Source organism: Paraconexibacter sp. (genome assembly GCF_059438195.1).
Genome location: NZ_JBLKKY010000004.1, coordinates 105,602 through 127,190, shown reverse-complemented (window position 1 = coordinate 127,190; position 21,589 = coordinate 105,602). Strand labels below are relative to the sequence as shown.

The following is a 21,589-nucleotide window of genomic DNA, read 5'->3' as shown; positions in this document are numbered from 1 at the left end:
CCGGCGAGGACGCGTCCCGGCGTGCGGACCGGCTCGCGCGGCGGCCGGCGCGCGACGACCCGGGTGAGGACCGTCTCCGTCGGGGGCCCGGCGACCGTGCCCGGGCGGTCGTCGGCGTCGTCGAGCGCCGCCGCCAAGGCCGCCCGCAGGTCCTCGAGCTCGCCCCGCTCGTGCGGGTCGGGGCGGACCGCGCGGTCGATGGCGCGGCACAGCTCCAGGTCGAGATCGCGCCGCAGGCGCCCGAGGGCGGGCAGCCGCGTGCCGATCCGCCGCGCGGTCTGGGTCGCGCCCGCGCCGCGGACGGGGTTGACGCCGCTGAGCGCCTCGTAGACGACGAGAGCGACCGAGTAGAGGTCCGTCGCCGCCGTGACCTCCGCGCCCGACGCCTGCTCGGGCGCCATGTAGGCGAGGGTCCCGACGACGTCGCCGGTCATGGTGAGCGCCTCGTCCCCCAGGAGGAGCGCGACGCCGAAGTCGGTGAGCTTCGCGATCCCGCCGGGGTCCGTCGGGCGGGCGGGGACGAGGACGTTCTGCGGCTTGACGTCGCGGTGCACGACGCCGCGCGCGTGCGCGTGCTCGAGCGCGTCGCACAGGACGATGCCGATCTCGAGGACGTCGTGATCGCTGAGGGCGCCCTCGTCGAGGAGCTCGCGGAAGGTGTGCCCGCGGACGAGCTCGCTGACGAGGTAGACGGTGTCCCCGTCGCGCGCCGCCTCGTGGAGCGCGACGATGCCCGGGTGCTGGAGGCGCGCGGCCGCGCGCGCCTCGCGCTCGGCGCGCTTGGCGACCGCGACCCCTCCGTCCCCGGCGGCCGAGATCCGCTTCACGGCGACGGCGCGGTCGAGGTGCTCGTCGTGGGCGAGGTGGACGACCCCCATCCCGCCGGCGCCGAGGCGGCGGCCGAGCCGGTAGCGGCCGAGCACGAGCTCACCCGACGCGCTGTCCTCGAGGGGCCGCGCGGCGGTCACCGCGGTGTCGTCGGCGGGCTGCACCGTCCCGCGGTTTTCCTCTCGCGCGTGTGACTTCCTGCCAGGCGGGAAGGACTTTCTCCTGCTGACGGCGAACTTGCACTCGACGCGACCCGTCCCCCGGTGGTCATACTGGGTGGACGGCGCCCCCGACAGGGAGCTGTAGAGCCATGTCGTTCTTCGACGACGACGAACCCATCCGAGCGACGCGCACCCGCCCCGCGGCGGAGCGCCCGCGCCCGCGCCGTCCTGCGGGCGGGGGGCCCGGCGGGCGCAACGGGCGTCGCCCTTCCGCGGCCGCCCCCGACCCGCAGACGCTGCGCACGCGGCAGGCCGTCGCGCTCGGCGCCGGGCTCGTCGTGCTGCTCCTCCTCGTCTTCGGCGTGAAGGGCTGCCTCGACAGCCGCAAGGAGCGCGCGCTGCGCGACTACAACCGCGAGGTCACCGCGATCGTCACCTCGTCGAACGAGCAGGTGAGCGCGCCCTTCTTCGACCTGCTCGGCGCCGGCGGCGAGGCCGCCGAGCTCGAGCAGGGCGTCAACGAGGTCCGGGTCGTCGCCGACGAGGACGTCGCGCGGGCCCAGGTCCTCGACGTCCCCGGCGACATGGAGGACGCGCAGCGCTACCTCGAGCTCACGCTCAACCTGCGGGCGGAGGCCCTCCAGAAGATCGCCGACCGCATCGCGGCCGCGAAGGCGACGGGCGCCGACAACCGTCAGACCGCCGAGGAGGCGGTCCAGCAGATCGCCGGCCAGATGAGCGCGTTCCTCGCGAGCGACGTCGTCTACACGCAGCGCGTCGCGCCGCTCATCAAGCAGGCCCTCGACGACAACGACGTGAGCGGCCAGAGCATCGCGACGAGCCAGTTCCTCCCGAGCATCGCGTGGCTCGACCCCGACCAGGTCGCCGAGGCGCTCAACGCGCAGCGCGCCGCCGGCGGTCAGGGCGCGAACGCCGAGCCCGCACCCGGGACCCACGGACACGGCATCGAGAGCGTGACCCTCGGCGGCGTGGCTCTCGAGCCCGGCGGCGCCGTGAATCGCGTCACCGTCGCGTCGAACCTCGCCTTCAAGGTCCAGGTCGCCAACCAGGGCGAGAACGACGAGACCGACGTCGAGGTGTTCGCGCGGATCCGGGCCCCCGGGACCGACACGATCAGCGTCCGGACGACCCTCACGCAGACCCAGGCCGGCACGTCCGCCGAGGCGACGATCCCCCTCGATGAGCCGCCGCCGATCGGCACGCCGACGACGATCGAGATCGAGGTCCGGCCGGTGCCCGGCGAGAAGGTCACCGACAACAACAAGAGCGAGTACACGACCCTCTTCGAGCGGTAGGCCGCGAGCGCGTCCTCACGACCGGCGCGCGACTATCCTCGGGGGCGTGGACGACCTCACCTCGTCGACAGGGATCGTCGCGCTCGCGGCCGCCGCGGTCGCGCTCGTCGCGCTCGTCGTCGCCTTCCTGGCGGTCCGGCGGCTGCGCCGGCTCGAGGCGGCGCAGCGGATCGTGCTCGGGGACACCGGCGAGCGGGACGTCGTCGCGCACGTCGCGGCGCTCGACCGCACCGCCCGCGACCTCCACGACTACGTGCAGGACGTCGCGGCGGGCCTCCACGACCGGCTCGAGACGGCGGAGTCCCGGCTCGACGGCGCGGTCGCCCATCACGGCCTCGTGCGCTACGACGCCTACAACGAGATGTCGGGCCGGCAGTCGACGTCGATCGCGCTCCTCGACGCGACGCGATCGGGCGTCGTCCTCAGCTCGATCCTCCACCGTGACCAGGCGCGGCTCTACGCGAAGCTCGTCCGCGACGGCGAGGGCGAGCTCGAGCTCTCGCCCGAGGAGCGACAGGCCGTCGAGGCCGCCCTCGCCAACGACGTCCGCACGCGCGGGACGCTGCTCGACGAGGACGCCGGCGACGCCGTCGTGGTCCGCCGCCGCGGGCGCCGAGCCGCCGGCCGCCGCGACGATGCGGACGGCCGTCGGTGACGCGGATCGCCCACCTGGGACCCTCGGGGACCTTCACCGAGGCGGCGATCCGCGCGAGCGCCCGCGCTCCGGAAGGCGCGGAGCTCCTCCCGGTCCCGACGGTCCACGACTCGATCCTCGCGGTGCAGGACGGCGCCGCCGACCTCGCGCTCGTCCCGGTCGAGAACGCTCTCGAGGGCGCCGTGAACGCGACGCTCGACGCGCTCGCCTTCTCCGCTCCCGCCGTGGAGGTCGTCGGCGAGGAGATCCTCGCGGTGCGCCACTGCCTCATCGCCCGCCGCGACCTCCCGCTCGGGGCGATCGAGGTCGTCCTCTCCCACCCGCAGGGGCTGGCGCAGTGCCAGCGGTTCCTGCGCCGCGAGCTGCCGCAGGCGCGGGCCATGCCCGCCGCCTCGACGGCCGAGGCCGTGCGGATCGTCTGCGAGGACGAGGACGGGCCGTGGGCGGCGATCGGGACCGAGCTCGCCGCCGAGATCCACGGCGGCCTCGTGCTGCAGGCCGGCATCGAGGACGACCCCGGCAACCGGACGCGCTTCGTGTGGGTCGCCGCGGCCGGCGCGGAGCCCTCTCTCCGCGACGGCGAGGACCCGCGCCCCCACAAGACCTCGATCCTCTTCGGCGGGGACGGCGACGGTCGCCCCGGCTGGCTCGTGCGCTGCCTCAGCGAGTTCGCGTTCCGCGGCGTGAACCTCAACAAGATCGAATCGCGGCCCAGCCGGCAGCGGCTCGGTCACTACGTCTTCCACGTCGACCTCGACGGCGACGCCGGGACGGCGGCCGTCGCCGACGCGATCGAGGCCCTGCGCGACCACTGCACCGAGGTGCGCGTGCTCGGCTCGTACCCCGCCGCCTGAACGCCGCGATCCGGCCGGGCTGCCGCTACACTGCCGCAGCAGAGCTCCGATGGCCACGCTCACTCCACCAGACCCAGTGCGGTCCGCGTCGTCCCCGGAGCACCGGCGACGTGGACCTGATGGTGGACGGGTGCTCGTCCTCAACGCGACCTACGAGCCGATCAACGTGTGCACGGTGCGGCGCGCGGTCGTCCTCCTCTTGAAGTCGAAGGCGGAGGTCGTCGAAGACGGCGACCGCGACCTGCGCTCGGAGCAGGCGACGCTGCGCAGGCCGGCGGTGATCCGCCTCGTCCAGTACGTGAAGGTCCCCCGCGACACGCACCGCCGGAAGATCACGCGTCGCGCCGTGTTCGCCCGCGACGGCTGGGAGTGCCAGTACTGCGGCTCCCGTTCGAGCCTCACGGTCGACCACGTCATCCCGCGCTCGAAGGGCGGGACGTCGGAGTGGACGAACATCGTCGCCTCGTGCGCTCCGTGCAACCGGCGGAAGTCCGACCACCTCCCGCACGTCGCGAACATGCACCCGCGGCGCACGCCCCGCGAGCCCAGCCCGCACGTCTTCATCCACGTGGCGGCGCCGCGGATCCCGGCGTCCTGGCGCCCGTGGCTGCCGGACGTCGCGTTCGCCGACGCGGCCTGAGCGCACCCCCCCCCCCGCTGAGTGTCGATCTGCCGACCGTCCGCGTCGGCGATTCGCCCCTCACCGGCGCAGCGTCGCCTCGGTGACCCGGCGCACGACGCCGATCGCGAGGATGGCGGCGGCCGCCAGGAGCGCGTCGGCGCCCATCGAGAGGCCGTCGGGAAGGCGCTGGTCGGCGAGCGCCTCCTCGTCCCTGGCGCCGACGACGAGGAGGACGAGGCCGGCGAGGAACGCGACGGCCGCCGCGGCGGCGAAGCCGCGCGCACGAGCTGCGGCGAGGTCGGCGGTGACGGCGCGGCGCCACCACACGGCCGCGACGAGGACGACGATCGCGGTCGCCGCCATCGCGGCGAGGCCGAGGGTCACGAAGAGGTCGGCCCGGTCGACGAGGTCGGGGTCGACCTGGATCGCGACGCCCTCGAGGCTCTCCTGCGCGTTGATCGCGTCCTGCACGACCGAGATCCGGTTCGCGTGGGCGTACGCGTCGAGGATCGCCGCGACGACCGCGACCCACAGGGCGATGACGAGGACCTGGGCGCGGTCGGAGAGGGCGCGGGACACCGGCGGGGAAGTCTAGGCGGGAGTCGCCTCCCGCATGATCGAGCGCTGCTCCGGGCATGCGAGCGCAACACACCCCATGGAGGTGACGACTCGATGCCAGCCAAGAAGGAAGATCTCCCGGATACCCTCGAGCGCTCCTCGGACAAGATCCAGAGGACCTACCTCAAGGCGCTCGACAGCGCGCACGACGAGTACGACTCGGAGGAGCGTGCCCACCGCACCGCCTGGTCCGCGGTGAAGAACATCGCGGAGAAGAAGGGCGACCACTGGGTGCTCAAGGAGAACGCCTGATGCCGACGAAGGAAGGCGGACGCACCGGGCCGTCCGACCCGCGGTCGAAGCAGACCGCGAAGGGCGCGCTCAACAACCCGCGGCGCTCCTACGGCGGCGTCGACGCCGAGAAGCCGAAGAAGGACCTCTACGAGGACGCCCAGAAGGCGGGCATCGAGGGTCGGTCGACGATGACGAAGTCGCAGCTCGCCGACGCGCTGCAGCGGCACAACGACCGCGAGACGCGGCGAGCGCGCGAGCGCTGACGGCGCCGCGAGAGGCCTCCTGGACGCACGAAGGGCGCGGTGTGCTCACCGCGCCCTTCGGCTGTCTGCTTGCGACTGGAAATGATCGTCACCCCACGACCTACACCGGTGGGACCAGACCGGCAGGGGTGCGACGGTGGCCCGGGTTGGATTCCGCCAAGCGGCTCCAGCCATCCGACCTAGCGGCCGGTCACCTCCAGGGTCCCGCAAGAACTCGAACTACCGATACGGACCACCTCCTTTCTCTGGTGAGCCGACTGTAGCAGGGCCTCGGACGGAACTCGCCAGGTGTCCGGAACGGGCGCCTGGACGGCTCACTCCTCCTCGGGCGGGGCTCCATCCTCGGTGTCGTCGCTCGTCGAGTCGCCGGGGACATCCGGCACCTCCGCGCCCTTCGGGAGGTCCGCCGCGACGCCCTCCTCGGGATCGCCGACGACGAGCGCGATGGCCGAGACCTTGTCGCCGTCACGGACGTTCATCAGCCGGACGCCGGTGGCCGCGCGGCCCTGCTGAGAGATGCCCTTGACCGCCGTGCGCTGGACCATGCCGCCCTCGGAGATGAAGACGAGCTCCTGGTGGGGACGCACGACGATCGCGCCGGCGAGACCGCCCTTGGACTCCGTGAGGCCGATGGTCTTCACGCCCTTCGCGCCACGCGACGTCTTGCGGTACTGGTCGATCTTCGACCGCTTCCCGTAGCCGTTCTCCGTGACGACGAGGAGCTCCATCTCGTCACGCGCGATGTCCATCGCGATGACCTCGCCCTCCGGCCCGACGTCCATGCCGCGGACGCCGCTCGTGTCGCGGCCCATGGCCCGGGCGTCGTCCTCGGAGAAGCGGACCGCGAGCCCGGCGCGGGAGACGATGATGACCTCGTCGCCCTCGTCCACACGGCGGACGGACGCCAGCTCGTCGTCGTCGCGGATGTTGATCGCGATGATGCCGTCGGCCTTGATCGGCGTGTTGTAGGCCTGGAACTCGGTCTTCTTCACGACGCCCTTGCGGGTCGCGAACACGAGGTACTGCGACTCGGTGAAGTCGCGGGTCGAGAGGACGGACTGGATCCGCTCGCTGTCGCGCAGCGGCAGCACGTTGACGAGCGCGCGGCCCTTCGCCGTCCGCTGCGCCTCCGGCAGGTCGTAGACCTTCGAGCGGTAGACCTTGCCGCGGTTGGAGAAGAAGAGGAGGTAGTCGTGGGACGAGCACACGAAGAGGTGCTCGATGAAGTCCCCGTCCTTGAGGTCCATCCCGGTGACCCCGCGGCCACCGCGCTGCTGCGCGCGGTAGGTGTCGAGCGGCAGGGACTTGATGTAGCCGGACCGGGTGATCGTGATGACCATCTGCTGGTCGGCGATGAGGTCCTCGATGTCGAGCTCGTCCTCGCTCGGATGGATGTCGGTGCGCCGGCCGTCGCCGAAGCGCTCCTTGATCTCGGCGAGCTCCTCCGTGATGAGCGCGAGGACCTTCCGCTCGTCGCCGAGGATCTCGCGCAGCTCGCGGATCCGCTCGGTGACGTCGGCGTGCTCCTGCTTGATCGCGTCGGACTCGAGCGCGGTGAGCTGCGACAGGCGCAGGTCGAGGATCGCGCTCGCCTGGATGACCGAGAGGCCGAACCGCTCGACGAGCTCGTCGCGCGCCGTGTCGCGGTTGCGCGACTTGCGGATGAGCTCGATGACCGCGTCGAGGTTGTCGAGCGCGATGAGGAGGCCCTCGAGGACGTGTGCGCGCGCCTCCTTCTGCGCGAGCTCGAACTTCGAGCGCCGGATGATGACGTCCTGCTGGTGGCTGACGTACGCCTTGATGATGTTCTGCAGGGACAGCGTCTTCGGCACGCCGTCGACGAGCGCCACCGCGTTGACGCCGAACGTCGTCTGCATCGCGGTGTGCTTGTAGAGCTTGTTGAGCGCGACCTTGGGGATGACGTCGCGCTTGAGCTCGATGACGAGGCGCATGCCGCGGCGATCGGACTCGTCGCGGATGTCGCTGATCTCGGACAGCTTCTTGTCGTGGACGAGATCGGCGATCTTCTGGATGAGCCCGCCGTCGCCGCCCTTCTTCACCTGGTAGGGCAGCTCGGTGACGATGAGGGCTTCCTTGCCGCGGCCGATGTCCTCGACCCCGACCTTCGCCCGGACGCGGATGCGCCCGCGACCGGTCTCGTAGGCGTCCTTGATCCCCTGGATGCCCATGATGATCCCGCCCGTGGGGAAGTCTGGCCCCTTGAGGTGCTGCATGAGGGCCTCGACGGAGATCTCCGGGTCCTCGATGTAGGCCGTCGTCGCGTCGATGACCTCGCCGAGGTTGTGCGGCGGGATGTTCGTCGCCATGCCGACCGCGATGCCGGCGGCGCCGTTGACGAGGAGGTTCGGGAAGCGGGCCGGGAGGACGGTCGGCTCCTGCTTGCGCCCGTCGTAGTTCGGGACGAAGTCGACCGTGTCCATGTCGATGTCCCGGAGCATCTCCATGGCGAGACGCGTGAGGCGGCACTCCGTGTACCGCATCGCCGCCGCGGGGTCGTCGTCGATCGAGCCGAAGTTGCCCTGGCCGTCGACGAGCGGGTAGCGCATCGAGAAGTCCTGCGCGAGGCGGACGAGCGTGTCGTAGATGGCCGAGTCGCCGTGCGGGTGGTAGTTGCCCATCACCTCGCCGACGACGCGCGCGCACTTCGAGTACGGCCGCGTCGGGCCGAGACCCGTCTCCGACATGCCGTACAGGACGCGACGGTGGACGGGCTTGAGGCCGTCGCGGACGTCGGGCAGCGCGCGCCCGACGATGACCGACATCGCGTAGTCGAGATACGCGCTGCGCATCTCCTCCTCGAGCGCGCGCGGCTCGATGTTGCCGCCGTCGAGCACGTCAATGGCCATGCCTCATCACCTTCCGTCCTTCGTGGGAGATCGAGAGTCCGCCCGCCGGCGCCGTCGGGCGCCGGCGCGGGCGCGGCGCGCGATCAGACATCGACCGTCGCCGCGAGGGCGTTCTCCTCGATGAACTGCTTGCGGTGCTCGACGGCGTCGCCCATGAGCTGGGAGAAGACCTCGTCGGCCGCCGCGGCGTCCTCGATCGTCACCTGCGCGAGGGTGCGCGTCGTCGGGTCCATCGTCGTCGTGCGGAGCTGCTCGGCGTTCATCTCGCCGAGGCCCTTGAAGCGGCTGAGCGACACTCCGCGCTGCGCGACCGAGAGCACCGCCGGGCGGAGCATCTCGAAGGTCGTCGCCTCCTCGGTGCGGTCCCCGAGCGTCACGGTGAACGTCGGGTAGCCGGCGAGCTCGACGAGCTCGGAGTGGACGCGGACGAAGCTGCGGTACTCGGGGGAGTCGAAGAGCGACCGGCGGACGCGGTGCGTCTGGGCGAGGCCCGTCTTCTTCTCGATCCCGCGCACGGTGAGGAGGTCGCCGTCCTGGTCGACGAGCTCGACCGTCACCGCGTCGTTGGCGTCGCCGTCGCCGGCGAAGAGCGCGTGGGCGTCGTCGGCCGTCGCGATCTTCGCGGACAGGACGCCCGCCTCCTGGAGGAAGCGCACGAGCGGCGTGCCGTGGACCGCGCGCAGGGTGGAGCCCCAGCCCTCGAACTGGCGCAGCAGCTTCGTGTAGCGCTGCCAGCGGGTCTCGGTGAGCTTGAACGGCTCCCCGGCGCGGTCGACGACGGCGATCTTGTCGAACTTGTCGGAGAGGAGGACCTCCTCGAGCTCCGACTCCTTCTCGATGTACCGCTCGTTCTGACCCTGCTTGATCTTGTAGAGCGGCGGCTTCGCGATGTAGACGTAGCCGGCGTCGATGAGGTCGGGCATCTCGCGGAAGAGGAGCGTGAGGACGAGCGTCCGGATGTGCGCGCCGTCGACGTCCGCGTCGGTCATGAGGACGACCTTGTGGTACCGGGCGCTCTCGAGGTTGAACTCGTCGCGCACCCCCGTCCCGATCGCGGTGATGAGCGCCTGGACCTCGTTGTTCTGGAGGACCTTGTCGATCCGCGCCTTCTCGACGTTGAGGATCTTGCCGCGGAGCGGCAGGACCGCCTGGGTGTTCCGGTCCCGACCCTGCTTCGCGGAGCCACCCGCGGAGTCGCCCTCGACGATGAAGATCTCGGCGAGCGAGGGGTCCTTCACCGAGCAGTCGGCGAGCTTGCCCGGGAGGCGGGAGTTCTCGAGCGCGCTCTTGCGGCGCGTGAGGTCGCGCGCCTTCCGCGCCGCGGTGCGCGCCTGTGCGGCCTGGACGGCCTTGCGGATGACCTGCCGGGCCTCCTGGGGGTTCTCCTCGAGGAACTCGGCGAGCTTCGCGTTGACGACGGAGGCGACGAAGCCCTCCATCCCGGGGTTGCCGAGCTTCGTCTTCGTCTGGCCCTCGAACTGCGGGTCGGAGAGCTTCGCCGAGATGACCGCGGTGAGACCCTCCCGGACGTCCTCGCCGGAGAGGTTGTCGTCCTTCTCCTTCAGCTCGCCCTTCTCGCGGGCGTACCGGTTGAGTGTCCGGGTGAGCGCGGAGCGGAAGCCGGACATGTGGCTGCCGCCCTCGTGCGTGTTGATGTTGTTCGCGAAGCTGAAGACGGACTCCTGGTAGCTGGAGTTCCACTGCATCGCGATCTCGACGTGGCCCTCCTCGCTCTCGCCCTCGAAGAAGATGACCTTCTTCCCGAGGGACTCCTTCGACGCGTTGAGGTGCTTGACGAAGTCCTCGATCCCGCCCTCGTACTGGAACTCCGCGCGGTGGCCCTCGCCGCGCTCGTCGGTCAGGGTGATCTTGAGGCCACGCGTGAGGAACGCCGTCTCGCGGAGGCGCTGCTCGAGCGTCTGGAAGTCGAAGTGGGTCGTCTCGAAGATGTCGGTGTCGGGGAGGAACGAGATCGTCGTCCCGTGCTCCTTCGTCGCCTCGCCCTTCTCGAGGGCCCCCTGCGGGACGCCGCGGGCGTAGCTCTGCGTGTGGACGAAGCCGTCGCGCCGGACCTCGATGTCGAGCTGCTCGGAGAGGGCGTTGACGACGGAGACGCCGACGCCGTGCAGGCCGCCCGAGACCTTGTAGCCGCCGCCGTCGCCGAACTTGCCGCCCGCGTGAAGGACCGTGAGGACCACCTCGACGGCCGGCTTCTGCTCCTTCTCCATGATCCCGACGGGGATCCCGCGGCCGTCGTCGCGGCACGTGAGGCGGCCGTCCGGGTGGATCGTCACGTCGACGGTCGTCGCATGCCCGGCGAGGGCCTCGTCGACCGAGTTGTCGACGACCTCGTAGACGAGGTGGTGCAACCCGCGGACGCCGGTCGAGCCGATGTACATGCCGGGCCGCTTGCGAACGGCCTCGAGGCCTTCGAGAACGGTGATGTCCTGGGCGTCGTAGCTCGACGGCCCCTTGCTGGTGCTCTCCGACATGTCCCTCCGGTGAGGACGTGAAAAACCCCGGTCCCCGCGTCAGCCGACACCGGGCCGGGGCATTGGGCGCTGGTTGACAGAAGTCTACCACAGGAGGGGGCTGGATCCGCCCCCGGAGCCGGGCCGAAATGCCTGCAAATGCAGGGATATCGCGACAGCTGTGCGGCGGGTCAGCGGCGTCCGTCCCGGGCCCACCGCGACGCGGGCGTCGCCTGGCAGCGCAACTCGGTGACGAGCGGCTCGCCGAGGGCCGCGTTGAGGCGCTCGACGAGCTCGGGCGCCATCAGCGACAGCTCGTCGGCCCACGTGCTCGAACGGCAGGTCACGGTCACCGTGCCGCCGGCCGCGGCGGTCGGCTCGGCCTCCGCCGCGACGACCGCTCCGACGGCCGACGGCCACACGCGCTGGACGTCTGCGAGGAGCGTCTGGGGCGCCAGGGCGTCGGCGAACGACCCGATGACGCCGCCCGCGCGGCGCAGTCCGCGGGGACGGTCGCGCTGCCGGCGCATGCCCCGCGCCGGGTCCCGGCCCGCGCGGCCGGTCATGCCGCCTGCGCCTCCTGGAGGACTCCCGCCTCGGTCACCGCGATGCGGACGACGTCCCCGCGCTCGGCCCCCGGGACGTGCGCGAGGTCCGTCGTCGTCACGACAGACTGGCCGTGGTCGCGGAGCCGCTCGACGAGGAGGCCGCGGCGATCGGCGTCCAGCTCGCTCATGACGTCGTCGAGGAGCATGAGCGGCGACGAGCCGCGCTGCTCACGGAGGGCGTCGCGCTCGGCGAGGAGGAGGGCCAGGAGCGCGAGGCGCTGCTCGCCCTGGGAGCCGTAGGTCTTCAGCTCGCGGCCGTCCCGCAGGAGGCCGAGGTCGTCGCGGTGCGGCCCGTGGCCCGTGAAGCCGCGCTCGAGGTCCCCGTCGAGGCGCTCGGCGAGCTCCGCAACGAGCTCGTCCGGCGTCTGCGCCCGCGTCCGTGGGCGATAGCGCAGCTCGGGCGTCCCCCCGAGACCGAGCTCGGTCGCGGTTCGCGCGAAGCCCTCGGCGACGAGCTCGACCGCAGTGGCGCGGTCGTCGCGCAGCGCGAGCGCGTGGCGAGCGAGCTCGACGTCCCACGGCGCGACGGCCTCGCTGCGGGCGTGGCCGGCCCGGATCCGCCCGAGCAGGGCGTTGCGCTGCGCGAGCGCCTGCCTGTAGGCCCTGCGGGTGCCCGCCCGCGACGGCCAGAGACCCGTCACGAACTGGTCGAGGTGGCCGCGTCGCAGCGCCGGAGGACCTTTCACGAGCTCGAGGCGATCGGGGAGGAACACGCTCACGAGCGGGCGCGCGGGATGGTCCGCGAGCCGCTCGACCTCCGCGCCGTCGACCCGGAAGCGCTTCGCCTCGCCGGGCTGGAACCCGACGGAGAGCTCGTGCACGTCGCCGCGCTCGTCGACGCCGTCGACCTCCACCCGGGCCGTCTTGCCGTCGAACCGCACGCACTCCCGCTCGTTCGACGTGCGGCACGACCGCCCCGTGCACCCGAAGTAGAGCCCTTCGACGAGGTTCGTCTTCCCGACGCCGTTGCGGCCGTGGACGACCGTCAGCCCCGGCCCGAGCCGCACCTCGACCGCCGCGTACGTGCGGAAGCCCTTCAGGCGCAGGCAGGTGACGCGCACTACACGTTGAGGCGGATCGGCATGATCAGGTAGAGGAACCCGCTCCCGTCTCCGGCCTCGAGGAGCCCCGGGCGGAGCGGGCTGATGAGCTTGAGGATGACGTCGTCGGACTCGACGCTCTCGAGGCCGTCGCGGAGGAACTCGGGGTTGAAGCCGATCTCGAACGGCTCCCCCGAGAACGGGACGGGGAGCGGCTCGCTCGCCTCGCCGACATCCGGGGTCTGCGCCGAGATCGTCAGCTCGCCCTCGGCGAACGAGAGTCGCAGCGGCGCGTTCTTCTGCGCCATGAGGCTGATGCGCCGCACCACCCCGGTGAGCTCCTCGCCGGCGATCCGCAGCTCGTGCTCGTAGGCGTCCGGCAGGAGCTGCTGGTAGTTCGGGAACTGCCCCTCGATGAGCCGCGAGGTGAGGACGACCGGGCCCACCTCGAAGACCACCTGGTTCTCGCGCAGGCCGATCTTGATCGCCTCGGCCTCCGCGGACTGGACGATCCGCTCGAGCTCCTGCAGCGCCCGCGCCGGCACGTTCGCCTCGAACCCCTCGCTGACCGGGGTCTCGAGGGTCGTCTCCTTGACGCTCAGCCGGTAGGAGTCGGTCGCGACCATCCGCAGCTCGGGACCCGACGCCGAGACGAGGATGCCGGTGAGGATCGGTCGGGTCTCGTCCCGGGACGCGGAGCGGGCGACCTTGCCGATCGTCTCGACGAACGCCGCGGCCGGCATCTCGACGACGCGGTCGCCCGGAGCGGACGCGCGCTCGGGAAGCGGCGGGAAGTCCTCCCCGCGGAGGGTGCGGATGTGGAACTTCGCGGTGCCGCAGACGACCTCGACGTCCTGCTCGGCGGAGCGGAGCTCGAGGGTCACCGTCCCGTCCGGGAGCTGACGCGCGACGTCGAGGAGGAGCCGCGCGGGGAGGACGACCGTGCCTTCGCGCTCGATCGTCGCCTGGAGCGGGACGCGGAGAGAGACCTCCATGTCGGTCGCGCGGAGCTCGGCGGCGTCACCGGACGCGGCGAGCTGGACCCCGGAGAGCGCCTGGATCGCGCTGCGCGTGGACGCGACCCGGGAGGCGGTCTGGAGCTGAGCGAGAAGCTCGCGGCTGGTGGTCGTGACCTTCACGATGAGGACCTCGTATCAATGATCGGAGTCATCAGGCCTGTGGAGAGGTGGAGAACTCGCTCCAGAGGCCGCAAACTGCGGGCGACGCATGTGACAGCGGAGCACGCGTGGCGTGCGAAGTCTGTCAGTCGTCCCGGTCGTCATCACCGCACGTGAGGCGGCGGGTGAGGTCGGCGACGGTGTCGTGGGCCTCGGGATCGTCCTTCATGCGCTCGCCGGTGCGCCGCACGGCGTAGAGGACGGTCGTGTGGTTCTTGCCCCCGAACGCGCGGCCGATCGCGGGAAGGGTCTCCCCCGTGTGCTCGCGCGCGAGGTACATGGCGAGCTGGCGGGGCCAGGAGACGCGGGCCGAGCGACCGTCGCCGAGCAGCTCCTCCCGGGAGAGGCCGAAGGCCTCGCAGACGAGATCCTGGACGCGAGCGACATCGGGGACCTTCGCGCGGCGCTCGCGCGGGTAGAGGGTGTCGAGGACCGTCTCCGCGAGGTCGGCGGTGATCGGGAGGGTCTGCAGCGACGCGAAGGCGACGACGCGGATGAGGGCGCCTTCGAGGGCGCGGACGTTCGTGGTGACGCGGTCGGCGATCGCGTCCAGCGCTTCGGGCTCGCCGAGCTCGACGCCGTCGTGGTGGACCCGCTTGCGCAGGACGGCGATCCGGGTGGCGCGATCCGGGCTCTGCACGTCGGTGACGAGGCCGGACTCGAACCGCTCGCGGAGGCGGTCGTGGAGCGCGTCGAGGTCGCGGGGGGTCCGGTCGCTCGTGAGGACGAGCTGGCTGCCGGTGTCGTAGAGCGCGTTGAAGGTGTGGAAGAACTCCTCCTCGGTCTTCGCCTTGGACTCGAGGAACTGGACGTCGTCGATGAGGAGGACGTCGGCATCGCGATGCGCGCTCTTGAAGCGCTCGATGTCCCCGCCGTGGAGCGCGGCGAGGAAGGCGTTCGTGAAGCGCTCGGCCGTCGTGCAGCGGACCGTGAGGCCGGCGCCGTAGCGCGAGACGTAGTTGCCGATCGCGTGGAGGAGATGCGACTTCCCCACACCCGGAGGGCCGTAGATGAAGAGCGGGTTGTAGGCCTGTCCCGGATTCTCGGCGACGGCGAGCGCGGCTGCGTGCGCGAGCCGGTTCGCGTCGCCGATGACGAACTGCTCGAAGCAGAGCTTGGGGTTGAGGGTGGGCCCCTCGTCCTCGGTGGGCCGGCGAGGGTGGGCGGGGAAGGCGGAGGGTCCGGTCCGCGTCGCGGTGACCGCCGCGCGGTCGCGGGCCAGCGTGCGACGCCGGGCGCCGTCGGCGGCGTTGTCGGCGGTGACGACGGAGAGGGTGACGGACGGATCGAGGACGGCGGCGACGGTCGCGTCGAGCACTCGGCCGAAGCGCTGCATGACGATCGACCGCAGGGCCGCGGGGACGGCGAGGACGAGCTCCCGGCCGTCGAAGCTCACGGGCTCGAGCGGGGCGAGCCAGATCTCGAACGTGCTCTCGGGAACCGCGAGCCGGAGCTCGTGGCGGAGGCGGTTCCAGATGGCGTCGAGATCGTGCGACAAGGCAGGGGCGAGCGACCGTCCTGGAACGGGCGCGACACAGTGTGGAGAGGAGGCGCCGGACCGTCCGCAGTGGGGTCTCCGTCCCGGCGAGGTGGCGACCTTACCAGAGGCCATCCGGCCCGATCCGGGGCTGCGAGGGGCGGTCTTGGAGGGACCCCGCAAAACGCGGCGAAATCCGTGAACAGCCTGTGATCGAAGTGTGCACGGCCCTGTGCAGAGCGCTGCGGAACGCGCCGCGCGCTACCATGCCGAGCCCGTCGTCGACCTTCGGGACGAGCCATGAAGCGGACTTACCAGCCCAAGAAGCGCAAGCGCGCACGGACCCACGGCTTTCGGGAGCGGATGAGCACCCGCGCCGGCCGGCTGACGCTGAAGCGTCGCCGCGCGAAGGGCCGCAAGCGCCTCACCGTCTGACGGTGACGGACCCGCGCCGACCCGGTCGTCGCCCGAAGAAGGGCCGGCTGTCCAGGTCGGCCGAGTTCGACCGTGTCTTCCGGAGCGGCCGCTCACACGGCGGCCGCTTCCTCGTGCTCTACACGTTCCCGCGTGAGGCAGCGGCCTCGAGCGCGGGAGATCCGCAGGCGACGCTCGAGGAGGGGCCGCGCCTGGGCCTCTCGGTGTCGCGGAAGGTCGGCGGCGCCGTCGACCGCAACCTCGTGAAGCGGCTCGTGCGCGAGGCGTTCGCAACCGAGTCGACGCGCCTCCCCGCAGGGCAGGACGTCGTCGTCGTCGCGCGTCCCGAGGCGAAGGAGCTCGCGGAGCGCGAGGGGCTCGAGGGCGTGCGTCGGGAGCTCGGCGAGCTCATCGACAAGGCGGCGGCTCCCCCCGCCCGGAGATGACGCAGCCGGCGAGCAGATCGTCGCTGCTGCGCCGCATCGCGGTCGCGCCGATCACGGCGTACCAGCGGTTCATCTCGCCGGCCCTCCCACGGCGGTGCAAGTACGAGCCGACGTGCTCGGCCTACGCCGCGCAGGCGATCCAGCGGTACGGCATACTGCGGGGCCTCGTCCTCGCGGGCTGGCGAGTGCTGCGCTGCAACCCCTGGAGCCACGGCGGATACGACCCCGTCTCGGCGCAGAGGGTGTTCCGGTCGCGTGAGGCGAGCCCGCCCGAGACCCCGAGCTGAGTCCTGATGCCCCTTCCCTTGGCGAACATCTTCCAGCCGCTCATCGACGTCTTCGAGGCGGTGCTCGTCTTCTTCCACGACACCGTGGGGCTGGGCTGGGGCATGGCGATCGTCGCGCTGACGATCGTCGTCCGGGCGCTGATGCTCCCGCTGACGATCAAGCAGTTCAAGTCGATGCGGGCTCTCCAGGTGCTCGCCCCGGAGATCAAGCGTCTCCAGGAGCGCTACAAGGACGACAAGCAGCGCCTCAACCAGGAGATGATGAAGTTCTACTCGGAGAACAAGGTGAATCCGTTCGCCTCGTGTCTTCCGATCATCCTCCAGCTGCCGGTCTTCCTCGCGCTCTTCTACATGCTGCAGGACGACCTGCGGTTCGAGATCTGCGGCCAGTCGGAGGAGCCCTGCGGCGCGAGCCCCGCGTCGGAGTTCCTCTTCATCAGCGACATCACGGACACGGCGACGGGCGGGACGCTGGTCGCGCTCATCGTCATGTACATCGGCTCGCAGCTCGCCTCGAGCCTCCTCATGTCGGTGTCGGCGGACCGCAACCAGCGCCTCATCCTCCTGGCGCTGCCGTTCGTCTTCGTCATCTTCATCATCAACTTCCCCGCCGGCCTCATCGTCTACTGGATCACGACGAACGTGTGGACGATCGGCCAGCAGTTCGTCGTGCGGAAGACGCTCGGTCCTCCTCCGAACATGAAGGAGGAGATGGACAAGGTGAAGGCGGAGATCGCCTCCGGCAAGGTGGGCAAGCCCGCCAAGGCGGCGGTGGCCGGGGCCGGCGGCGGCACGACCGCGCCGCCACCACCGCCGCGCAAGAAGAAGAAGCGCTCGGGGAGGCGCCGATGAGCGCCCCGGACGAGCGGTCGCTGACCGCGGTCGAGGAGCTGCTCGCCGAGCTCGTCGAGGCCCTCGGGCTCGACGCCGAGGTGACGGTCTCGGTGGACGACGACGGCGAGACCGTTCTCGGCGTCCTGGACGGCGAGGAGCTCGGGCTCTTCATCGGGCGCCACGGCCAGACCATCGACGCGGTGCAGCACCTCGCGCACCGGGTGATCGCGGCCATCGAGGATGCGCCCCGACAGGTCGTCATCGACGCCGCCGGGTACCGCGCTCGGCGCCAAGAGGCGCTCGAGCGTCAGGCCGACGAGGCTGCTGACGAGGCGCTGCGCAACGATCGGGACGTCGCTCTCGACGCGATGACCGCGAGCGAGCGCAAGCTCGTGCACAGGCATCTGGCCGAGCGCGGGGACGTCGAGACGCACAGCGAGGGCCAGGAGCCCGAGCGGCACCTCGTCGTCTCCCCCCTCCGCGACTCCTAGCGTTTCACGTGGAACCTCGGGCGGACGTTTCACGTGGAACGACCGACCGGCTCGAGGCCCTCTGCGAGCGGCACGGGCTGCCCGACGGCGCCGCCGACGCGCTGCGCCGGCTGCTCGGTGCGCTGGCGAGCGATCCGGCCGCGCCGACGACCGTTCGCGACCCGGATGAGGCGATCGATCGCCACATCGCGGACAGCCTCGTCGCGCTCGACCTGGGCGAGGTGCGGCGCGCGCAGGTGATCGCGGACCTCGGCGCCGGCGCGGGGATCCCCGGGCTCGTCCTCGCGGCCGCGCTTCCCGAGACCGAGGTCGCCCTCGTCGAGAGCGTGGGCAAGAAGTGCTCGTTCATCGATCGGGTGGCGGCCGAGATGGGGCTCGCGAACGTCCGGGCTGTCCATGCGCGAGCCGAGGAGTGGCCGGAAGGTCTCGGCCGACACGACCTCGTCACCGCGCGGGCCCTGGCCCCGCTCACCGCGCTCGTCGAGTACGCGGCGCCTCTCCTCGACGAGGGCGGCGTCCTCTGCGCCTGGAAGGGCCGGCGCGACGAGGGCGAGGAGGCCGACGGCGCGGCGTCGGCCGAGGCGACGGGGATGACTCCCCACGGGGTCGTCCACGTCGCTCCGTGGCCGGGGGCGGAGGCCCGGCACCTCCACCTCTACGCGAAGACGTCCCCCACCCCGGAGCGCTTCCCGCGCCGGCCGGGCATGGCGCGGAAGCGGCCGATCACCGCCGCTCGCTGACCCGAGCCTCGCGGAGATTTCCGCTCGGAGCGGACAAAGGACTGCAACGGCGCGACCGCCTCGCCGCCCGTCGCTCTACCCTCCGTCGCCGGATGGGAACCGTCTACGCGATCGCGAACCAGAAGGGCGGCGTCGGCAAGACGACGACCGCGGTCAACGTCTCCGCCTGCATCGCCGAGGCCGGGTACGACACCCTCCTCGTCGACATCGACCCGCAGGCGAACGCGACGGTCGGCCTCGGCCTCGCGAAGGACCTCGAGCCGAACGTCTACGACGTCCTCGCCGGCGACGCGACGGCGGAGCAGGCGATCGTCGGCACCTCGATCGAGCGTCTCCACGTCCTTCCCGCGAGCCCGGACCTCGCCGGGGCGGGCGTCGAGCTGCCGCGCAAGGCGGGCTCGGAGCGCACGCTCCGCGATGCTCTCGCCCCGGTCCGCGACCGGTACGCGTACACGATCCTCGACTGCCCTCCGTCGCTCGGGCCCCTGACGGTGAACGCCCTCGTCGCCGCGGACCGGGTCATCGTCCCCGTCCAGACCGAGTACTACGCCCTCGAGGGCCTCGCCGGCCTCCTCGAGACGCTCGCCCTCGTCCAGCAGCAGCTCAACCCCAAGCTCACGATCGCGGGGATGATCCTCACGATGCACGACGGCCGCACGCGCCTCGCGCGCGACGTCGAGCGCGAGGTCCGCGAGCACTTCCCGTCGCTCGTCTTCGACACGGTCATCCCGCGCAACGTCCGCATCAGCGAATCGCCGAGCTACGGCGTGCCCGTCACCCACTACGACCCCCATTGCGTCGGCGCCGACGCGTACTTCGAGCTCGCGAAGGAGGTCGCGGCCCGTGGCTGAGCGACGCGGGATGGGCCGGGGCCTCTCGGCGATCCTCTCGGTGACCGCGGACGACGTCGCCGGCCAGGAGCAGGCGGGCGACGCCACCGAGGACGAGCTGCGCGAGCTGAAGGTCGCCGATGTCCGCCCGAACCCGAAGCAGCCCCGCAAGCGCTTCGACGAGGCGGCGCTCCAGGCGCTCGCCGACTCGCTCGGCGAGCGCGGCGTCCTGCAGCCCGTCCTCGTCCGGCCGGCCCCCGATGGCCCCGGGTACGAGCTCGTCGCCGGCGAGCGCCGCTGGCGCGCGGCGCAGCTCGCGGGCCTCGAGACGCTGCCGGCGATCGTCCGCGACCGCGACGACGCGACGACGCTCGAGGACGCTCTCATCGAGAACGTCGCCCGCGAGAACCTCAACCCCGTCGAGGAGGCGCGAGCCGTCGCCGGCCTCGTCGAGGAGCTCGGGCTCACCCGCGAGGCGGTGGCGAAGCGCATCGGCCGCAGCCGCGTCGCCGTCTCGAACCTGCTCCGCATCCTCGACCTCCCCGACGAGGCGCTCGACCTCCTCGAGTCCGGGGCGCTCTCCGAGGGCCACGGCCGCGCCCTTCTCCTCGCCGACGACCACGCGGACCGTCGCCGGCTCGCCCGCGCCGCCGCCGAGGGCGGCTGGTCCGTCCGCGTCACCGAGGAGCAGGGCCGCAAGTCCAACGCGAAGGAGCGCAAGGCGACGAAGGGCCGCGCCGCCCTGCACCCCGACCAGGCCGCGGCCGCCGACGAGATCGCGGAGGCGCTCGGCCCGCTCCTGGGCCGCGACGTCGCGGTGAAGCCCCGCGGCACCGGCTACAAGATCGAACTGACGTTCGGGTCGTTCGACGAGGCGATCGCCCTCGCGACGCGGCTCCGCTCCGGCGCCTGATCCCGCCGCGCGGTCTCCTCCCGCCGGGCGCTACACTGCCCGGTCGAAGGGCGATTAGCTCAGTCGGTTAGAGCGCTTCTCTGATAAGGAAGAGGTCGGTGGTTCGAGTCCACCATCGCCCATCTCGAGGCCCCGCGACGCGGGGTCTTCCTCGTTCTCGGCCGGGCGAAGCCAAATCGTCAGGATCCTGGACACATCGTCCAGATCCGACGTCCGTTCGCATAGGGTGGCGCGATGCACACGTCGACCTCGTCGGGCCCGCCCGCGCGGTGCGCCGTCGTCGGCCGGATGGCCGGACGCATCGCCCTGACGGCCGCCAGCCGCGCCGCGGAGCTCGCTCGGCCCTCCCCGGCCCGCGCGGCCACGGACGTACCGGCGGCTGTCGGCGACATCACACCCGAGTGGCTGACCGCCGTGCTCTGCGCCGACGGCGCGCGGGTCGAGCACGTCGGCACCACGGTCGCGCGCGCGCAGACCACGTCACGGGCGGCGCTCACCATCACCTACGACGAGGCCGGACGCGCGGCACAGCTCCCCGAGCATCTCTTCGTGAAGCTCACGACGAGGGCCCGCCAGCGGATCATGCTCGGCCTCATCCGCGTGATCGAGGGCGAGCCGAACTTCTACGCGCGGCTCCGGCCGCTCGTCGACCTCGAGACGCCGCTCGGCTACCACGGAGCCGTCGACACGCGCTCGTGGCGGTCCGTCGTCGTCATCGAGGACATCGCCAGGACGCGCGGCGCCACGTTCCTGGACGCGAACAGCACGATCACGCGTGGCGACGCCGAGTCCCTCCTCGACGAGATGGCGAGCTATCACGGAGCTCTGTGGGAGCACCCCGCCGTCGTCGGCGACGGAACCGGCTGGCTGAAGTCGCCGCTCGACCACTTCCACAACGTCTCGGCGTTCCTCGACATGCGCAAGCGGGTGCTCGTCGGCGTCGCGCGCGCGGTCGATCGCGTCGCCGCTCCGGTGCGCGACGACGCCGGCCGGCTGTGGAACCCGTTCGTACGGGCGATGCGAGAGCTCGGCACCGGGCCGCGCACCCTGCTCCACGGCGACAGCCACGTCGGCCAGACCTATCGACGGGGCCCGGGACGGATGGGACTCACCGACTGGCAGGTCGTCATGCGGGGCTGCTGGGCGTTCGACCTCGGGTATCTGCTGTCGACCGCCCTCACCGTGGAGGACCGCCGCGCCTGGGAGGACGACCTCCTCGCGCACTACCTCGAGCGGCTGGCCGCGGCCGGTGGAGAGCCCCCGGAGCTGGAGGAGGCGAAGCGCCTCTACGTCGCCGGCCTCACCTATCCGTTCCACGCGTGGGCGACGGTGTACGGGCGCAACGCCATCCAGCCGAAGACCCATGACGAGGACGTCTGCGAGCAGGTGCTCGAGCGGACCTCGCACGCGCTCGCCGATCACGGCGTCGGGAGCTGAGCGGA

General features: G+C 71.8%; 23 protein-coding genes and 1 tRNA gene. 16 read left to right on the top strand and 8 right to left on the bottom strand.

Going from position 1 to position 21,589, the window contains the following annotated elements; all coding sequences use genetic code 11:
* Positions 1 to 992 (bottom strand): serine/threonine-protein kinase (locus ACME2J_RS02770; protein WP_495543340.1); only part of this gene is annotated, 992 nt, incomplete at its 3' end.
* 146 nt (positions 993 to 1,138) lie between these two features.
* Between ACME2J_RS02770 and ACME2J_RS02765 the strand changes: the two genes are divergently transcribed.
* The 4 genes from ACME2J_RS02765 (at position 1,139) to ACME2J_RS02750 (ending at position 4,454) form a co-directional block, all read left to right on the top strand.
* Positions 1,139 to 2,305, top strand: a complete 1,167-nt coding sequence (locus ACME2J_RS02765; RefSeq protein ID WP_495543339.1) for a hypothetical protein — start codon at positions 1,139 to 1,141, stop codon at positions 2,303 to 2,305.
* 46 nt (positions 2,306 to 2,351) lie between these two features.
* On the top strand, positions 2,352 to 2,960 hold the full coding sequence (locus tag ACME2J_RS02760) for a DUF4446 family protein (protein ID WP_495543338.1): 609 nt from the start codon (positions 2,352 to 2,354) through the stop codon (positions 2,958 to 2,960).
* Complete coding sequence (pheA, locus tag ACME2J_RS02755; RefSeq protein WP_495543337.1) at positions 2,957 to 3,814, top strand: prephenate dehydratase; 858 nt, start codon at positions 2,957 to 2,959, stop codon at positions 3,812 to 3,814. The genes ACME2J_RS02760 and pheA overlap by 4 nt, the downstream gene beginning before the upstream one ends.
* A gap of 130 nt (positions 3,815 to 3,944) precedes the next feature.
* Positions 3,945 to 4,454: an HNH endonuclease gene (locus ACME2J_RS02750; protein ID WP_495543336.1), complete on the top strand. Its 510-nt coding sequence runs from the start codon at positions 3,945 to 3,947 to the stop codon at positions 4,452 to 4,454.
* A 60-nt stretch (positions 4,455 to 4,514) separates the two neighbouring features.
* Here the strand turns inward: ACME2J_RS02750 and ACME2J_RS02745 are convergent, their stop codons facing one another.
* Positions 4,515 to 5,015: a hypothetical protein gene (locus ACME2J_RS02745; RefSeq protein WP_495543335.1), complete on the bottom strand. Its 501-nt coding sequence runs from the start codon at positions 5,013 to 5,015 to the stop codon at positions 4,515 to 4,517.
* Positions 5,016 to 5,108: 93 nt separating this feature from the next.
* Here ACME2J_RS02745 and ACME2J_RS02740 point away from each other — a divergent pair, with 93 nt between their 5' ends.
* Positions 5,109 to 5,306, top strand: a complete 198-nt coding sequence (locus ACME2J_RS02740) for a ChaB family protein (RefSeq protein WP_495543334.1) — start codon at positions 5,109 to 5,111, stop codon at positions 5,304 to 5,306.
* Positions 5,306 to 5,551 (top strand): hypothetical protein, encoded by a 246-nt coding sequence (locus ACME2J_RS02735; protein WP_495543333.1) that lies wholly within the window; start codon positions 5,306 to 5,308, stop codon positions 5,549 to 5,551. Before ACME2J_RS02740 ends, ACME2J_RS02735 begins: the two co-directional genes overlap by 1 nt.
* A 314-nt stretch (positions 5,552 to 5,865) precedes the next feature.
* On the opposite strand, the gene gyrA is transcribed toward ACME2J_RS02735, so the two are convergent.
* The 6 genes from gyrA to dnaA all read right to left on the bottom strand — a co-directional run bounded on the left by gyrA (position 5,866) and on the right by dnaA (position 15,213).
* A complete protein-coding gene (gyrA, locus tag ACME2J_RS02730; protein WP_495543332.1) occupies positions 5,866 to 8,418 on the bottom strand; it encodes a DNA gyrase subunit A in 2,553 nt (850 codons plus the stop codon).
* Positions 8,419 to 8,501: 83 nt separating this feature from the next.
* Positions 8,502 to 10,910, bottom strand: coding sequence for a DNA topoisomerase (ATP-hydrolyzing) subunit B (gyrB, locus tag ACME2J_RS02725; RefSeq protein ID WP_495543331.1), 2,409 nt, complete (start codon positions 10,908 to 10,910; stop codon positions 8,502 to 8,504).
* Positions 10,911 to 11,080: 170 nt separating this feature from the next.
* The gene (locus ACME2J_RS02720) at positions 11,081 to 11,455 is read right to left on the bottom strand and encodes a DciA family protein (protein ID WP_495543330.1); all 375 of its coding nucleotides are present in this window, start codon (positions 11,453 to 11,455) and stop codon (positions 11,081 to 11,083) included.
* On the bottom strand, positions 11,452 to 12,558 hold the full coding sequence (gene recF, locus ACME2J_RS02715; protein ID WP_495543329.1) for a DNA replication/repair protein RecF: 1,107 nt from the start codon (positions 12,556 to 12,558) through the stop codon (positions 11,452 to 11,454). The genes ACME2J_RS02720 and recF overlap by 4 nt, the downstream gene beginning before the upstream one ends.
* Complete coding sequence (gene dnaN, locus ACME2J_RS02710; RefSeq protein ID WP_495543328.1) at positions 12,558 to 13,676, bottom strand: DNA polymerase III subunit beta; 1,119 nt, start codon at positions 13,674 to 13,676, stop codon at positions 12,558 to 12,560. The genes recF and dnaN overlap by 1 nt, the downstream gene beginning before the upstream one ends.
* 124 nt (positions 13,677 to 13,800) lie before the next feature.
* Positions 13,801 to 15,213, bottom strand: a complete 1,413-nt coding sequence (gene dnaA, locus ACME2J_RS02705; RefSeq protein WP_495543327.1) for a chromosomal replication initiator protein DnaA — start codon at positions 15,211 to 15,213, stop codon at positions 13,801 to 13,803.
* Positions 15,214 to 15,492: 279 nt separating this feature from the next.
* Here dnaA and rpmH point away from each other — a divergent pair, with 279 nt between their 5' ends.
* From rpmH to ACME2J_RS02655, 10 genes are all read left to right on the top strand, one after another.
* The gene (rpmH, locus tag ACME2J_RS02700; RefSeq protein WP_495543326.1) at positions 15,493 to 15,627 is read left to right on the top strand and encodes a 50S ribosomal protein L34; all 135 of its coding nucleotides are present in this window, start codon (positions 15,493 to 15,495) and stop codon (positions 15,625 to 15,627) included.
* 2 nt (positions 15,628 to 15,629) lie between these two features.
* Positions 15,630 to 16,052 carry a ribonuclease P protein component gene (rnpA, locus tag ACME2J_RS02695; RefSeq protein WP_495543325.1) on the top strand — a complete coding sequence of 141 codons (423 nt, stop codon included), beginning with the start codon at positions 15,630 to 15,632 and terminating at the stop codon, positions 16,050 to 16,052.
* Positions 16,049 to 16,339, top strand: coding sequence for a membrane protein insertion efficiency factor YidD (yidD, locus tag ACME2J_RS02690; RefSeq protein ID WP_495543324.1), 291 nt, complete (start codon positions 16,049 to 16,051; stop codon positions 16,337 to 16,339). The genes rnpA and yidD overlap by 4 nt, the downstream gene beginning before the upstream one ends.
* Positions 16,340 to 16,345: 6 nt before the next feature.
* Positions 16,346 to 17,191, top strand: coding sequence for a YidC/Oxa1 family membrane protein insertase (locus tag ACME2J_RS02685; RefSeq protein ID WP_495543323.1), 846 nt, complete (start codon positions 16,346 to 16,348; stop codon positions 17,189 to 17,191).
* On the top strand, positions 17,188 to 17,664 hold the full coding sequence (locus tag ACME2J_RS02680; protein ID WP_495543322.1) for a Jag family protein: 477 nt from the start codon (positions 17,188 to 17,190) through the stop codon (positions 17,662 to 17,664). The genes ACME2J_RS02685 and ACME2J_RS02680 overlap by 4 nt, the downstream gene beginning before the upstream one ends.
* 8 nt (positions 17,665 to 17,672) lie before the next feature.
* A complete protein-coding gene (rsmG, locus tag ACME2J_RS02675) occupies positions 17,673 to 18,404 on the top strand; it encodes a 16S rRNA (guanine(527)-N(7))-methyltransferase RsmG (protein ID WP_495543321.1) in 732 nt (243 codons plus the stop codon).
* A 92-nt stretch (positions 18,405 to 18,496) separates the two neighbouring features.
* Entirely contained in the window at positions 18,497 to 19,255 is a 759-nt protein-coding gene (locus ACME2J_RS02670) for a ParA family protein (protein WP_495543320.1), read from the top strand.
* Entirely contained in the window at positions 19,248 to 20,147 is a 900-nt protein-coding gene (locus ACME2J_RS02665; protein ID WP_495543319.1) for a ParB/RepB/Spo0J family partition protein, read from the top strand. The genes ACME2J_RS02670 and ACME2J_RS02665 overlap by 8 nt, the downstream gene beginning before the upstream one ends.
* 48 nt (positions 20,148 to 20,195) lie before the next feature.
* Positions 20,196 to 20,269 (top strand) — tRNA-Ile (locus ACME2J_RS02660).
* Between the two features lie 112 nt (positions 20,270 to 20,381).
* On the top strand, positions 20,382 to 21,584 hold the full coding sequence (locus ACME2J_RS02655; RefSeq protein ID WP_495543318.1) for an oxidoreductase family protein: 1,203 nt from the start codon (positions 20,382 to 20,384) through the stop codon (positions 21,582 to 21,584).
* Positions 21,585 to 21,589: the final 5 nt, after the last annotated feature.